The 16,164-nt window shown below is 47.9% G+C and carries 16 protein-coding genes; 15 read left to right on the forward strand and 1 reads right to left on the reverse strand.

Annotation, left to right across the window (positions count from 1 at the left end; all coding sequences use genetic code 11):
* On the reverse strand, window positions 1-265 hold a 265-nt coding region (locus T433_RS15500), incomplete at its 3' end, for a helix-turn-helix domain-containing protein (protein ID WP_044109821.1).
* 159 nt (window positions 266-424) lie between these two features.
* Here T433_RS15500 and T433_RS0112610 point away from each other — a divergent pair.
* From T433_RS0112610 to T433_RS0112680, 15 genes are all read left to right on the forward strand, one after another.
* Entirely contained in the window at window positions 425-1,237 is an 813-nt protein-coding gene (locus T433_RS0112610) for a KilA-N domain-containing protein (RefSeq protein WP_027456048.1), read from the forward strand.
* Window positions 1,238-1,246: 9 nt separating this feature from the next.
* Window positions 1,247-2,143 (forward strand): WYL domain-containing protein, encoded by an 897-nt coding sequence (locus T433_RS0112615; protein ID WP_027456049.1) that lies wholly within the window; start codon window positions 1,247-1,249, stop codon window positions 2,141-2,143.
* Window positions 2,144-2,207: 64 nt separating this feature from the next.
* Complete coding sequence (locus T433_RS0112620) at window positions 2,208-2,732, forward strand: hypothetical protein (RefSeq protein ID WP_027456050.1); 525 nt, start codon at window positions 2,208-2,210, stop codon at window positions 2,730-2,732.
* Window positions 2,733-2,793: 61 nt separating this feature from the next.
* A complete protein-coding gene (locus T433_RS0112625; protein WP_155808517.1) occupies window positions 2,794-3,510 on the forward strand; it encodes a hypothetical protein in 717 nt (238 codons plus the stop codon).
* Window positions 3,507-4,064: a hypothetical protein gene (locus T433_RS0112630; RefSeq protein ID WP_027456052.1), complete on the forward strand. Its 558-nt coding sequence runs from the start codon at window positions 3,507-3,509 to the stop codon at window positions 4,062-4,064. Before T433_RS0112625 ends, T433_RS0112630 begins: the two co-directional genes overlap by 4 nt.
* Before the next feature lie 45 nt (window positions 4,065-4,109).
* Entirely contained in the window at window positions 4,110-4,874 is a 765-nt protein-coding gene (locus tag T433_RS0112635; RefSeq protein WP_027456053.1) for a hypothetical protein, read from the forward strand.
* A 178-nt stretch (window positions 4,875-5,052) separates the two neighbouring features.
* The gene (locus T433_RS0112640) at window positions 5,053-6,537 is read left to right on the forward strand and encodes a 4Fe-4S binding protein (protein ID WP_027456054.1); all 1,485 of its coding nucleotides are present in this window, start codon (window positions 5,053-5,055) and stop codon (window positions 6,535-6,537) included.
* A 22-nt stretch (window positions 6,538-6,559) separates the two neighbouring features.
* Window positions 6,560-7,921 (forward strand): aldo/keto reductase, encoded by a 1,362-nt coding sequence (locus tag T433_RS0112645; protein WP_027456055.1) that lies wholly within the window; start codon window positions 6,560-6,562, stop codon window positions 7,919-7,921.
* A gap of 233 nt (window positions 7,922-8,154) precedes the next feature.
* Window positions 8,155-10,254: an anaerobic ribonucleoside-triphosphate reductase gene (gene nrdD / locus T433_RS0112650; protein ID WP_027449435.1), complete on the forward strand. Its 2,100-nt coding sequence runs from the start codon at window positions 8,155-8,157 to the stop codon at window positions 10,252-10,254.
* Window positions 10,255-10,268: 14 nt separating this feature from the next.
* Window positions 10,269-10,736, forward strand: a complete 468-nt coding sequence (nrdG, locus tag T433_RS0112655) for an anaerobic ribonucleoside-triphosphate reductase activating protein (RefSeq protein WP_027449436.1) — start codon at window positions 10,269-10,271, stop codon at window positions 10,734-10,736.
* On the forward strand, window positions 10,733-11,461 hold the full coding sequence (locus T433_RS0112660) for a YjjG family noncanonical pyrimidine nucleotidase (RefSeq protein ID WP_027456056.1): 729 nt from the start codon (window positions 10,733-10,735) through the stop codon (window positions 11,459-11,461). Before nrdG ends, T433_RS0112660 begins: the two co-directional genes overlap by 4 nt.
* 47 nt (window positions 11,462-11,508) lie before the next feature.
* Window positions 11,509-12,738 carry a phosphoserine phosphatase SerB gene (gene serB, locus T433_RS0112665; RefSeq protein WP_027456057.1) on the forward strand — a complete coding sequence of 410 codons (1,230 nt, stop codon included), beginning with the start codon at window positions 11,509-11,511 and terminating at the stop codon, window positions 12,736-12,738.
* Between the two features lie 279 nt (window positions 12,739-13,017).
* Window positions 13,018-14,223: a tryptophan synthase subunit beta gene (gene trpB / locus T433_RS0112670; protein WP_027456058.1), complete on the forward strand. Its 1,206-nt coding sequence runs from the start codon at window positions 13,018-13,020 to the stop codon at window positions 14,221-14,223.
* Window positions 14,210-15,601: an anthranilate synthase component I family protein gene (locus tag T433_RS0112675; protein WP_027456059.1), complete on the forward strand. Its 1,392-nt coding sequence runs from the start codon at window positions 14,210-14,212 to the stop codon at window positions 15,599-15,601. Before trpB ends, T433_RS0112675 begins: the two co-directional genes overlap by 14 nt.
* Complete coding sequence (locus T433_RS0112680; protein WP_027449441.1) at window positions 15,598-16,161, forward strand: anthranilate synthase component II; 564 nt, start codon at window positions 15,598-15,600, stop codon at window positions 16,159-16,161. Before T433_RS0112675 ends, T433_RS0112680 begins: the two co-directional genes overlap by 4 nt.
* The last annotated feature ends 3 nt before the right edge of the window (window positions 16,162-16,164 follow it).

The following is a 16,164-nucleotide window of genomic DNA, read 5'->3' on the forward strand; positions in this document are numbered from 1 at the left end:
CGGCCTGCTGGCTCTCCAAGGGAACCTGAGGCTGAGGAGTTTCTACCTTTGCCATCTCTACTGCATTAACATTAACCCGCGGCAAATTTACACATTTTGTTTCAATTTCGTGCGGAGTTAGGTATAAACTTACCCAATTACTGACAGTTTGGACGTTAGGAAGACCATATTTCATGGCTATCACCTTACGTTCCTCACCACTTTGCAGATATTCCACTGCTACGGCACGCTTGAAAGCGCGTGCAAAACGTTGACCTTTTCTCATAACTCTTTTTAACTTTAAAAGGTTTGGCAGGAGTCAACGTATTTCAGGCTAAGACAGTTTGTGGCATTGCGCTTAGAATGAAAAATAAACGAAGTAAGAAATTTGGTAGTGTAGGTTTTTATAGCTATCTTTGCACACATTAAAATAATAGAACGACCTATGGCAAAGATTACCGTCCAAAATACTGAAATAACGGTATTGTCTTACAACGACAAAGACTACATATCACTCACCGATATGGCAAACGGCAAGCAAAGTGAAAGCCGTGCAGCAGACATCATCAAGAACTGGTTACGGAACCGTTATACCATCGAGTTCCTTGGAACTTGGGAAATGATACATAACCCGAATTTTAAAGTGGTCGAATTTGACCACTTTAGGATGCAAGCAGGCTTGCCCACTTTTGTCATTAGTGCCAGTGAGTGGATTGAAAAGACGAATGCCATAGGTATCATTGTAAAGAAGGGACGATATGGCGGAACGTATGCTTTCAAGGATATTGCCTTTGAGTTTGGAACTGCAATTAGTGTGACTTTTAAACTCTATCTTATAGAGGAATTCCAACGGTTAAAGGAGGAGGAACAGAAACTATTAGGATGGACAGCTAAGAGAGAACTATCCAAAATCAACTATCGCATCCATACAGATGCCATCAAAAGCCATCTGGTACCTGATGAAGTCACACCAGCACAGGCAAGCATCATCTATGCTGAGGAAGCCGATGTCTTGAATGTTGCGATGTTTGGTATGACAGCCAAGCAATGGCGAGAAGCGAATCCCGACCTAAAAGGCAATATACGCGACTATGCCACCATAAACGAACTGATATGCCTGTCAAATATGGAGAATATCAACGCTGTGCTTATCAATGATGGGATGCCCCAAGGTGAAAGGCTCGTTAAACTCAATCAGATTGCCATCCAGCAAATGCAGGTGTTGGAGGGGAATAGCAATAGGAATCTGTTAAAGTGAAAGGCTTTTATGACAGACAGGCTCTATGCAAAATACATGTGGCTCATCTCCACAATCCACGATGCAGGCAAGATTTCGTTTGAGGATATTGCCTGCAAATGGGACGATGCGTATATCAATGATCTGCATCAGCCATTGAAACTGCGAACTTTCCATAACCATCGAAATGCGATACTGATGCAGTTTGGTATTGTGATAGAATGCCAGCGGGGCTCTAACCTATATTACATTGACAATCCTGATGCGCTGGAGAATGATTCTATCAACCAATGGTTGCTCGATTCTTTTGCTGTTAGCAATTTGTTGATAGACAACCGCTCTATCAGTGATAGAATCATGTTGGAGGATGTACCATCTGGAAGGTACTATCTCGAAATCATTACGTCTGCGATGCGTGAGAATCGCCAAATAGTGATTGATTATGAGGATTTCTTTGGCAATACCATACAAGGGCTAAAGGTTAATCCTTACTTTATCAGGTTGTTCAAACGTCGCTGGTATGTGATGGCGCTTGTAATGCCAGGAAAAGAGATTCACCGATTTGGTCTTGATCGCATCAAGCGCATAGAGGTTTTGGATTCCAAGTTCAGCTATCCAAAGGATTTCTCTCCCCAAGATTATTATACAGATTATTATGGTGTGTTCCATGATGCCAAGCCTATAACTATACGATTGAAGGCCTATCGCGAGAAACCGAATTATCTGCGTTCACTTCCTCTGCATCATAGCCAACGTGAAATAGAGTCAAATGCTGATTATACTATCTTTGAGTATAAGATAGCCCCAACCTACGATTTTATTCAGGAAATTCTGAGTCATGGTAACCAGTTGAAGGTGCTCTCGCCAGACATCTTCCGTCAGCAAATCAAGACCATTATTCAAGAAATGCACGATTTCTATAAATAATTTTTTCTGATATGCAATCATGTTGCATATTAGTGCCATAACTTTGCAAAAAAATGAAAGAGTTATGGCAAATATTGATGAACTTAAAAGATTGGGCGAAAGGTTCCCCAATAAGAATGTTGGTTGTGGCAATCCTGATGCGAAAATACTGGTTGTCACGCAAAAAGCAGGAAACGAAGATGTAGATTTTGAGTATCTGGAAGAACTATTCGGAAATTTTCCTGATGCCGAAGATGAGAATGTCGATGTACTCAAACATTGTTATTATTTGGTGTATGACGAAGATTTACTGAAGGATGCTTTCTTTGACAATTTCCAGATAATACTATATTCATTCATAGATGGCAGCCATCTGGATAATCATGATCCCACTAAGTTGTTTGGAATGAAATGGATGAGTGAGTGTACTGTTGAAGATGGAGCAGCACAACGTTTGTTTGTGGCACACTCTAAAGCAGATGGCAATAAACCCGAAAGGCTCATGTTCTGCACATATCCATTTGAAAAAGTTTCCTATATTATCCAGAAATGCACAAAACTATTGCTAAATTGGTTTCTGTTATACCCCAAAGAAGAAATATCCGAATGAAGTCAGCAATACTCAAAAAGAATTGCTATATTTGCAAGCAAATGTGCTAAAATTAATGTTTATGGATAGAACAAAATTATTTGAAGAGTTCTTGGCGGAATGTAAGAATCGTAAAGAATGGAGTGGACAAGGTAACCCCAATGCTGACATTCTGTTTATTGGTAAAGAACCACATAATGGTAAGTTAATTAAGGAGAAAGAAAAAATACAAGAGAAGTTGCAGAAACAAGAAGACCTTTGTAGAAGCGGAGTTTGGGGAACTGCCCCTCGTAAAGGAAATCCCACTTGGAGCAATTATCAAAACTTGATTGAAGAAGTCTATTCGGATAGAAAATTCGATCCAAGACTATTTGATTTTGAAAAGTACGCATTTACAACAGAACTTAATACAATTTTTCGACCAAAGGCTGTTCTTGATGAAGAAACAAAAAGTAACATAAACAAACGACTCCGTTTCTTCAAGGATTCGGAGTTTATAAATAGTTTCCCTGTTATAATATTAGCATGTAACAATTTTATTTCAAACGACAAAGAAAGAGGCTTCATATTAAATGACACCTTTGGTGTAAAATTTGATGATGAACTTGATTCAAATGGGAAACCAAAGGGAAAGCATGAAGAAAAAACACGCGGACATTGGTTTTATACACATCATGGCGATAATGGAAAAAAATTGGTGATACACACTCGGCAATTAAGTTTCCTTTTTGATTATTCTCTTATAGAGCATATGGCTAATGAAATTAGAGACCATCTAAAAAAACTTGGTAAAATATGATACAGCGTAAATTTAAAATCAAGGACGGAGTCCTTTATGAAACAACAGAGGTAAGAATAGTAGATCGTACTAAGCTTTTTAAGTACAATCCAAATCTAAGGATGCTGACAGAAGATATCAGGCGTTCGAGAAAGGACGAACACTTTGAAAACTATCTGCTGAAGGCCGAAGAACTATTTGCTGAAGATGTAGATAAGGCAAAAGTTGTAAAAGATCCTGTGTTAGGTAATCATTCTATATTCTATTATATGTATGGACATATGACTGACTGGGTCCGCTATGCGGAAAAGGAAGTCATTTGCGCAAAGGCGATGTTAGTTCAGGCAATTCATATTGAAGAAACAATACAAATTATTAGGCAAAGCCGCGATATAGAAGATGCTACAAATAAACTGATGGATGTATTAAACTTGGATGAGGTAGGAGCAAAGTATGTAGCCAATAAAAGAATAAGCATCTTAACAGGTATCAGACCTGAACAACATAAAGAGTCTATTTTATATTTTGAAAAGCGACTTTCCAATGTAAAGGAACTGGCAAAATATGACAAATAGGTCATGAGAAACTCTCAACATTGGAACTCTCCTCTGAAGTCTGTAATGAAAGACCTCCAGAGTGATAATAGACCAACACAGAATGCCGCCGTGAAAGAATTGAGGCGACGTTTTGCTGGACTTGATAAAGAGGAACAGATGCAAGTCCTTGTGCATCACCTTCGTCGTGAAAAGTCATTTCGTGAATGGGCATACTCACGATTACTTGATTTGTGGGATGAGTCTTTTGAACCTATCGTCAAAAGTTTATGGGAGCAGTACCATGAGGAAAAATGTGCTTGGGCTGTCATCAGGCATTTTCCCCTTGCGTATGTATTGGAACATAAAGAGGACTTAGCCATTGGAAAAAATCGCCCATTTGTGATCAGGCGTTTGTGTGAAGACAAATCTTACGCAGTTGATAGAGACAAACTTACCCCTTACGAATATATTTGGGTTCTCTCAACAACAGGAAGAGATATTACAACAGAAAGGGCATGGAGTATCCTCGTTGAAGCAACAAAAGATGTCTGTCAGGCAAAGGATGCTGACGATTACGGACAAGGAGATACCTTCTCCATAAAGATAAATAAAATTCTTTATCATCTGGACAAGATGGATAAATCAGTCATTACGACCTCTTATCGGAATTGGTATCAATCATCCATTGAAAACATCACGAATTCCCAGATATGGGATTGGTATAGGATCGCAAAACAGTTGAGACTTGATGGAATTAGGCACCCTTACGATATTCTCGTAGACAAATTATCTATGCATTTGCCAGAGTTAGAGAAGTTTACTATTAGAAAGAATTATTCTATTCAGTAAGCCTCGAAAGGAATAGGCTTAAAGCCTAATTCCCTTACTTCGTGTTTCACTTTGTCCTAATCCGAACTGCTCTTTGAACCATTTATTTATGGGCTTATCTGCGTTAATCTACGAAAAATACTTTTCTATTTCAACTTTATTTCATATCTTTGCACCATACAAAAAGACCCTCGTTTCTATGCTAAAGAAAACAAGAAAAATACTAGGAATCACCTGCCTCGCAGGACTCACACTGCTGTTTCTCGACTTCACCGGCACACTGCACCTCTATCTAGGATGGATGGCCAAAATGCAGGCACTGGAGGCCACACTGGCACTCAACGTCGTGGTGGTAGCGCTGCTGGCAGTAGCCACACTGATATTTGGTCGCATCTACTGCTCAGTGATCTGTCCGCTGGGCGTGATGCAAGACGTGTTCGGATGGTTGGGCAAGAAATCGAAGAAGAACCGCTATACCTACTCTAAAGCCATCAGTTGGTTGCGCTACACGATGCTAGTCATCTTTGCGGGCGCCCTATTTGCAGGCGCTGGCACGCTGGTGCAGCTATTGGCCCCCTACTCGGCCTTCGGTCGCATAGCCACCACGCTGTTGCAGCCCCTATGGATGATGGGCAACAACGCTCTGGCTGTCGTGGCCGAGCACTACGAGAGCTACACCTTCTACAGCGTGGACGTATGGATGCGATCGCTGCCTGTGTTCATCATCGCCCTGCTGACGCTGGCTGTATTGGCAGTGCTGGCATGGAGAAACGGCCGTACCTACTGTAACACCGTCTGCCCCGTGGGCACCGCGCTGTCGCTACTGTCGCGCTTCTCGCTGCTGAAAGTGCGCTTCGACAAGAGCAAATGCCGCAACTGCTCACTGTGCACCAAGAACTGCAAGGCTGCCTGCATCGACTTTAAAGCCCACGAGATAGACTACTCACGCTGCGTGGTATGTGGCGACTGCATAGATAGCTGCAAATTTGGCGCACTGAAATACACAACCGGTTTTAACAAGACGGAGAAAAAGAAGGAGGATAAAGAAGCTAATGGTCTCTCGCGTCGCTCGTTCCTGCTCACCTCTGCGCTGATGGCTACTGCCGCTATGGCTGAGGAGACAGAAGCGCTGGTAGATGGCGGACTAGCCGACATCGTAGAAAAGAAGGCTCCCACACGCACCACCCCACTGGTGCCCCCTGGCGCTCTGTCGTTGAAAAATATGGCGCAGCGCTGCACTGGCTGCCAGTTGTGTGTATCGGAATGTCCCAACGGCATACTGCGCCCCTCTACTGATATGATGCACCTCATGCAACCCGTGATGTCGTTCGAGCGCGGTTTCTGTCGCCCAGAGTGCACGCGCTGCTCGGACGTATGTCCCGCAGGCGCCATCAAGCCTCTGGACGCCATCGAGAAGTCGAGCATACAGATAGGCCACGCCGTGGTGGCTGCCGACTTCTGCATCTCGGCATTGGGCGAAGCTGAATGTGGCAACTGCGAGCGCCACTGTCCTGCCGGCGCTATTGAGATGGTGCCAGTGGACCCCAACAACGAGGAGTCGAACTATGTACCTGCCGTCAACGAGGAGATATGCATCGGCTGCGGAGCCTGCGAGCACCTGTGTCCCGTACGCCCACTATCGGCCATCCACGTGGAGGGACACGAAGTACACAAGATGATCTAACTAATCATAACAAGGAAAAGAGATGGACAGAAGAGATTTTCTAAAATATATGGGGATGGGGGCTGCTGCCACGCTGGCCGCCTGCACAGGAAAGAAAAGAATTGAGCAGACCGACAACGTCGGTGAACCACCAACGGGACAAATGACCTATCGCACCAACCCCACCACAGGCGACAAGGTGTCGATACTGGGCTATGGCATGATGCGACTACCCCAGAAGCCCGACTCGGAGGAATTTGACCAGGACATGATCAACCAGCAGGTGGACTATGCACTGGCACACGGTCTGAACTACTTCGACACATCACCCGTGTACTGTCAGGGACAGTCCGAACGCTGCACAGGCATCGCCCTGAAGCGCCATCCACGCAAGAGCTTCTTCGTGGCCACCAAATTGTCGAACTTCGACCCTAAGCTGTGGTCGCACAAGGCTTCTGTCGAGATGTACCACAACTCTATGAAAGAGTTGCAAGTGGACTACATCGACTACTACTTGCTGCACAGCGTGGGCGGTGGCGGCATGCAGAACTTCAGCCAGCGCTATCTGGACAACGGCATGCTGGACTTCCTGATGGAGGAACGACGCGCCGGACGCATACGCAACCTTGGTTTTTCGTACCACGGTGATGTCGAGGTGTTCGACTACCTGCTTGCCAACCACGACAAATACCACTGGGACTTCGTGCAGATACAGCTGAACTACCTGGATTGGACCTATGCCAACGAGATGAACGACCGCAACACCGATGCCTCGTATCTCTACGGCGAACTGCAGAAACGCGGCATCCCTGCCGTCATCATGGAACCACTGTTGGGTGGACGACTTGTGAAACTGCCCAGCTACGTGGTGAGCCAACTGAAAGAGCGCGAGCCACAGAAGTCGCTGGCATCATGGGCCTTCCGCTATGCAGGAACCCCCAAGGGTGTGTTGACGGTGTTGAGCGGTATGACCTATATGGAACACCTGAAGGACAACCTGCTGACCTACTGTCCGCTGCAGCCACTGAACGAGGAGGAGCAGCACTTCCTTGACACTGAGATTGCTCAACAGATGATGGAAATGGACACCATCCCCTGCAACGACTGCAAATACTGCATGCCCTGCCCTTACGGCATTGATATCCCTGCCAACTTCCTGCACTACAACAAGTGGATCATTGACAAGAAGATGCCCAACGACGCAGGCGACCCCGAATATCGCAAGAATCGTCGTAACTACTTAATCAGTCTTGACCGTGCCGTGCCACACGACCGACAGCCCGACCACTGTATCATGTGCAACCACTGCATAGACGTGAAGCACTGTCCGCAGAACATACGCATACCCGTGGAACTACACAAAATCAGTCAACGATTGGAAGAACTGCGACGCGACAATTCGTAAGCTCGTCGTTTATCAAGAAAATGGAAAAAATGAGGTTAGCCCCTCATTTTTTTCATTAAAAAGCATTTCCATTTCAGATATTATTTGTAACTTTGCAAACGAATCAAGTTGAACGTTTTGGGAAACTTTTCGAAAATGATAAATAAAAAAGTTGTCCAAAACGGAAAACTTCGAGACACAAGATAACATATCAAACAACCTATAATACGAACTTTAATAAAAAAGGAAAAGGAATGGAAATCAAGAACTTTACCATCACAAAGAGAGACGGTTCGAAAGACCAATTCTCACTAGACAAGATTATGAATGCCATCGTCAAAGCATTCGAAAGCGTAGATCAACCTGCTGACCTGAGCACCATCTCAAAGATCATCAGTCATCTGGATATGCACGATGACATCAAGGTAGAAGACATCCAGAACCAGGTTGAAGAAGCCCTGATGCGCGAAGGCTTCTACAAAGTGGCAAAATCGTTTATCCTCTATCGCCAAGAGCACACCGAGGACCGCGAGACACTGGAGAAGATGCTGTTCCTTTCCGAATACATGGAGTCTGTCAATGCCGCTACCGGTTCAAAATACGACGCCAACGCCAACGTGGAGCACAAAAACATTGCCACACTGATTGGCGAGCTGCCTAAATCAAACTTCATTCGTCTGAACCGCCGTCTGCTCACCGACCGCATCAAGAAGATGTATGGCAAGGAGCTGGCCGACGAATACATAGACAAGCTGACACACCACTTTATATATAAGAACGACGAGACATCGCTGGCCAACTACTGCGCCTCGATCACGATGTACCCCTGGCTCATCGGCGGCACGATGTCTATTGGCGGCAACTCCACTGCCCCCACCAACATGAAGTCGTTTGCTGGTGGTTTTGTAAACATGGTGTTCATGGTCAGCTCGATGCTGAGCGGCGCCTGCGCCACACCCGAGTTCCTGATGTACATGAACTACTTCCTGGGCAAGGAGTACGGACTGGACTACTATAAGCGCGCCGACGAACAGGGCGACCTGAGTCTGAAGAAGCGCACCATCGACAAGATCATCACCGACTACTTCGAGCAGATCGTATATACGCTCAACCAGCCCACTGGCGCACGTAACTATCAGGCCGTGTTCTGGAACATCGCCTACTACGACAAGTACTACTTCCAGAGCATCTTTGGCGAGTTCTACTTCCCCGATGGCTCAAAGCCAGATTGGGACGGATTGTCTTGGCTGCAGAAACGCTTCATGAAGTGGTTTAACAAGGAGCGCACCAAGACCCTGCTCACCTTCCCCGTAGAGACAATGGCACTGCTGGTGGACGAGAACGGCGAGTGCAAAGACAAGGAATGGGGCGAGTTTACAGCCGAGATGTACAGCGAGGGACACTCGTTCTTCACCTACATGAGCGACAATGCCGACTCGCTGAGTTCGTGCTGCCGTCTGCGCAACGAGATCACCGACAATGGCTTCTCCTACACACTGGGAGCTGGCGGCGTCAGCACTGGTTCGAAATCGGTGCTCACCATCAATCTGAACCGCTGCATCCAGTATGCCGTGAACCACAACATCGACTATCTGGAGTATCTGGGCGGCGTCATCGACCTGTGTCACAAGGTGCAGACGGCCTACAACGAGAATCTGAAAGAGCTGCAGGAGCACGGCATGCTGCCACTCTTCGATGCTGGATATATCAACATCGCGCGCCAGTATCTCACCATCGGTATCAACGGATTGGTAGAGGCTGCCGAGTTTATGGGTCTGAAGATCACCCCCAACGACGAGTATAAGAAGTTCGTGCAGGGCATTCTGGGCCTCATCGAGCAATACAACAAGAAGTATCGCACCAAGGACCTGATGTTCAACTGCGAGATGATTCCTGCAGAGAACGTAGGCGTGAAGCACGCCAAGTGGGATCGCGAGGATGGCTACTTCGTACCTCGCGACTGCTACAACAGCTACTTCTACGTGGTAGAAGACGACTCGCTCTCTATCATCGACAAGTTTAAACTGCACGGAGCTCCCTACATCGAGCACCTCACTGGCGGTTCGGCACTGCACATGAACCTCGACGAACACTTGTCTAAGGATCAGTATCTGCAACTGCTGAAAGTAGCCGCACAGGAAGGTTGCAACTACTTCACGTTCAACATTCCCAACACTGTGTGCAACGACTGTGGACACATCGACAAGCGCTATCTGCACGAATGTCCTAAGTGCCACTCGAAGAACGTTGACTACATGACTCGCATCATCGGATATCTGAAGCGCGTCAGCAACTTCTCGCAAGCCAGACAGGAGGAGGCCTCACGCCGCTTCTATGCACACGCAGAGAAATAACCCTAAACCCCAATATGCTGAAATATGTAAATACAGGCATCGTCTTTCAGGAAATACCCGACGAGGTGACACTGGCCATCAACATATCCAACTGCCCTTGTCACTGTCCTGGCTGCCACAGCCAGTATCTGTGGGAAGACATTGGCCTGCCTCTCAATACCGAAGCCATCGACGACTTCGTGTCGAAATACGGCAACGATATCACCTGCATCGCCTTCATGGGAGGCGATGCAGATCCTGTATCAGTGAATATGCTGGCACAGTATATCCATGAGACGCACCCCACCTATAAGGTGGCGTGGTATAGCGGACGCATACGCATACCGGCTGCCATCCATAAAGACGATTTCGACTTTATCAAGATAGGCCCCTTCATCCGTCATCTGGGCCCACTCAACAAACCTACCACCAACCAGCGCCTCTATCGCAAGGATGCCGACGGCAACTTTGAGGACATCACCGAACGATTCTGGAAGAAATGAAACAGTATAAAGACATCTTCATCGATTTCGACGACACGCTCTACGACACACACGGCAATGCCGTACTGGCACTGGCAGAGATCTTCTCACGCTTCCAGCTGGGGCGCTATTTCGACGATGCGCAAATCTTCTACGACGAATACTGGCGCACCAATATCGACCTGTGGAGCCGCTATGCCAAGGGCGAGATCATACGCGACTATCTCATCGTGGAGCGCTTCCGCCGTCCGCTCACCGTCAGCCCTGAGCTGAAGGCACAGTGCGAAGCAGATGGCGACGCCTTTCGCCAGTTCTGCCTGCAAGTCAGCGATGTATTTCTGGACTTCTGCGCCACCAAGCCTGGCGTGGTAGAGGGAGCTCATGAGCTGATGCGCTATCTCAAAGGAAAGGGCTACCGAATGCACATGTGCAGCAACGGCTTTCACGAGGTGCAGTACAAGAAGCTGAAGGCTTGCGGACTGCAAGACTACTTCAACACCATCGTGCTGAGCGAGGATGCCGGTGCCAACAAGCCCGCGCCACAGTTCTTCGACTATGCCATGAAGCAGACTGGCGCCTCGCCTCAAGACACCATCATGATAGGCGACAACTACAGCACGGACATACTGGGAGCAAAGCAGGCCGGACTGGACACCATCTTCCTGAACCGATGGCCCGACTATCCTGCCGAAGGGCCTGTGACACACGAGGTGAAAACGCTGGCCGAGATTATGAACATATTGTAACACGACATACATATATACTACAAAAAAACTTATCATTAATACCATCTATGAAAGAAGAACAAATATTGATACGCATCACCGGTCAGGACCGACCAGGACTGACAGCTGCGGTGATGGGCATTTTAGCAAAATACGACGCACAGATTCTGGACATCGGTCAAGCCGACATTCACGCCACGCTGTCACTGGGCATCCTGATACGACTGAACGAAGAGAGTTCGGGCCCCGTGATGAAAGAGCTGTTGTTCAAGGCCACCGAACTGGGAGTGAACATTGGCTTCTCGCCCGTCACTGACGAGGAATACGAAGACTGGGTGGGACATCAGGGCAAAAACCGCTACATCCTGATGGTGATGGGCCGACAACTAGAGGCCAAACAGATTGAAGCTGCCACACGCGTCATCACCGACCAAGGACTGAACATCGACTCTATCATCCGTCTGACAGGCCGCAAGAGCATCAAGAACCCTGGCAAACACGTGCGCGCCTGCATTGAGTTCTCGCTGCGTGGCGAACCTCGCAACCGTCAGGAGATGCAGTCGAAGTTCATGAAGCTATCAGCCGATATGGAAATAGACTTCTCGTTCCAGAAAGACGATATGTTCCGCCGCATGCGCCGTCTCATCTGCTTCGATATGGACTCTACGCTCATCCAGACTGAATGCATCGACGAACTGGCAGAGCGTGCTGGCGTCGGCGACCAAGTAAAGGCTATCACGGAGAGCGCTATGCGTGGCGAGATTGATTTCAAAGAGAGCTTCAAGCGCCGTGTGTCTCTACTGAAAGGACTGGACATCAGCGTGATGCAGGACATCGCTGAACACCTGCCCATCACTGAAGGTGCCGACCGACTGATGACCATCCTGAAGCGCTGTGGCTACAAGATTGCCATCCTGAGTGGTGGATTCACCTACTTTGGCGAATATCTGCAGCGCAAATATGGCATCGACTACGTCTATGCCAACGAACTGGAAGTGGACGACAACGGCAAACTGACTGGCAACTACGTGGGCGAAATCGTAGATGGACAGCGCAAAGCAGAACTGCTGAAACTCATCGCACAGGTGGAAAAGGTCAACCTGGCACAAACCATTGCCGTAGGCGACGGTGCCAACGACCTGCCTATGATATCGGAAGCAGGCCTAGGCATTGCCTTCCACGCTAAACCACGTGTAGTGGCCAATGCCAAACAGAGCATCAACACCATCGGACTTGATGGCGTGCTCTACTTCCTGGGTTTCAAAGACTCTTATCTGGGCGACCAAGGTAAAATGTAGAAAATAATTGTTATCTGCAAATAAAAAGAAAGAAAATCGGCAAAATATTTGGCAGTTTGAAAGAAAACTATTACTTTTGCCAACGAAATTAAAAACAAGACAATAAGAAAATGACAAGAATAGCAAACTATTGGTGGTGGCATAGCTCAAGATTCAACAGATCGTGAGAAGATAGCCGCGTACCTATTAGATTGCTAAAGGAAATATAGAGGGGCCTGTCGTTCTTACGACGGGCCCCTTAAAATTTACCACAGATTTCAACACAAAGCAATAATATATATGAGTAATTATCAAGTCAACGAAAAAGGATTTTACGGCGAATTTGGCGGTGCCTATGTGCCCGAGATTCTCTACAAGTGCGTGCACGATCTGCAGGAAGCCTATCTGCCCATCATCGAGAGCGAGGAGTTCAAAAAGGAATACCACGCCCTGCTGAAGGACTACGTGGGACGCCCTTCACCACTCTACTACGCTCAGCGCATGAGCGAGCGATATGGTTGTCAGTTGTATCTGAAGCGTGAAGACCTGAACCACACCGGCGCACACAAGATCAATAACACCATTGGTCAGATCCTGCTGGCAAAGAAGATGGGCAAGACGCGCATCATCGCTGAAACAGGTGCCGGACAGCATGGTGTGGCCACTGCTACGGTCTGCGCACTGATGAACATGAGGTGCGAGGTGTTTATGGGTGCCACCGATGTGGAACGCCAGCACACCAACGTAGAACGCATGAAGATGCTGGGAGCCGAGGTTCATCCTGTTCGCACAGGCAACATGACCCTCTCTGATGCATGCAGCGAGGCCATTCGCGACTGGTGCTGTCATCCGCAGGACACGTTCTACATCGTGGGTTCTACTATGGGTCCCCATCCTTATCCCGACTTGGTAGCGCGCATGCAGAGCGTTATCTCTGAAGAGATCAAATGGCAGTTGGAAGAGAAGATAGGCCGCAACTATCCCGACTACCTCATCGCCTGCATAGGCGGCGGCAGTAATGCTGCCGGCACCATCTACCACTACATGGACGATGAGCGCGTAAACATTGTGCTGGCAGAAGCTGGCGGACACGGATGGCAAACCAACCACACCGCTGCCACCATCCACAAAGGCACCACTGGCATTCTGCACGGCGCCAAGATGCTGGTGATGCAAGACGAGAACGGACAGATAGAGGAAGCCTTCACCATCTCGGCAGGACTCGACTACCCTGGCGTTGGTCCTATGCACTGCAATATGGCCAAACAGGGACGCACCAAAGTGCTCTCTATCAACGACGACGAAGCTATCTATGGCGGATACGAACTGACCCGCATGGAGGGTATCATCCCTGCCATTGAGAGTGCACACGCCATTGCGGCACTGTCGAAACTTTCGTTCAAGCCCACCGACGTGGTGGTACTCACCGTCAGCGGTCGTGGCGACAAAGACGTAGAGACTTATCTGAAGAACAAACAAATGGCAAAGGAATATGGCAACTTTTAACTATTCAACAACCACCAAGACCATTCTGGCCGACCTTTACACACCCGTTGGAGTTTACATGCGACTGCGCGACCTCTATCCCCAGAGTGCACTGATGGAGAGTTCCGACTATCACGATGCAGCCAACTCTCGTTCGTTTATCGGCATCAACCCAATTGCCAGCGTTGCCATTGGTCATGCCGTAGCCACTATCTCATTTCCTGACGGCAGCACCTTACAGCGCGATATAGACAAGAGCTATCAGTCGGCAGAAGCTATCCATGAACTGATAGACAATATCAAGGTGAATGGTGAAGATGCCAACCTCTGTGGGCTCTTTGGATATACCAGTTTCAATGCCGTGAGATACTTTGAGGATATTCAGGTGAAAGACGAGACACAGGCCAAGAACGATGCCCCCGACTTGCTATACATACTCTATAAGACGGTCATCGTGTTCGACCATCATAACAACACCCTGAAGGTGGTGACCCTGGGAGAGGAAGCCGACATAGACAACGTCTTGAAGGCTATGAACAAAGCCAATGTGAAGGCCTACGATTTCCACCCCGTGGGTGACGTATGCTCTACCCTTACTGACGAGGAGCACAAGGCAAACATCCGCCGCGGCATTCAGCACTGTTTGCGTGGCGACGTCTTCCAGATAGTACTCTCACGCCGTTTTATACAGAAATACGAGGGCGACGATTTCAAGCTTTATCGTGCCTTGCGTAGCATCAACCCCTCACCCTACTTGTTCTATTTTGACTTCGGCGGCTTCCGCATCTTTGGCTCAAGCCCAGAGACACACTGTCGTATAGAAGGTACGAAGGCTTATATCGACCCCATTGCCGGCACCACCAAGCGCACTGGCGATGCAGAGGCCGACCGCAAAGGAGCTGAGTATCTGCGCAACGACCCCAAGGAAAATGCCGAGCACGTGATGTTGGTAGATTTGGCTCGCAATGACTTATCCAGAAACTGCCACAATGTGAAGGTGGACTTCTATAAAGACCTGCAGTACTATTCGCACGTCATTCACCTGGTGTCACGCGTCAGCGGAGAGTTGGACAAGAATGCTGACCCCATTAAGGCCTTCATCGACACCTTCCCTGCCGGCACACTCTCTGGTGCTCCTAAGGTGCGCGCCATGCAACTCATCTCAGAATATGAGCCACACAATCGTGGAGCCTACGGTGGTTGCATCGGCATCATAGGCTTAGACGGTTCGCTGAACCAAGCCATCACCATTCGCACCTTCGTAAGCCGCAACGGCGAACTGTGGTTCCAGGCAGGTGGCGGCATCGTGGCCAAAAGCGATGAGGAATACGAACTACAAGAAGTGAACAACAAACTAGGTGCTTTACGAAGAGCCATTATTAAAGCTGCAGAATTATGAAAATCGTTATCATAGATAATTACGACTCGTTTACCTATAACCTGAGTCACCTGATTAAAGAACTGGGTGCAGAAGTTACTGTGCTGCGCAACGACCAGTTTGAACTCGCAGACCTGGAGCAATACAGCAAGATTGTGCTCTCGCCAGGACCTGGCATTCCTTCAGAGGCAGGCCTATTGCTCGACGTCATTCGCACCTATGCCGACAAGAAGCCCATACTGGGTGTTTGCTTGGGTCACCAAGCCATAGGCGAAGTCTTTGGCGCCAAGTTGGAGAATCTCTCGGATGTCTTTCATGGTGTGGCGACACCCTGCCATATCATAGCTGAAGACCCCATCTTCAGTGGCATCGAGCGCGACATCACCATCGGCCGCTACCATTCATGGGTAGTATCAAAGACCGACCTTCCCAGTTGTCTTGAAGTGACTGCCGTCAGCGATGAAGGACAGATCATGGCCCTGCGCCACAAGACACTCAACATCCGCGGCATTCAGTTTCACCCGGAGAGCGTGCTGACACCCGACGGAAAGAAAATGATACAGAACTTCTTATTCTTATAACAT

Origin of the sequence: Xylanibacter brevis ATCC 19188 (genome assembly GCF_000621725.1) — a bacterium.
GTDB lineage: Bacteria > Bacteroidota > Bacteroidia > Bacteroidales > Bacteroidaceae > Prevotella > Prevotella brevis.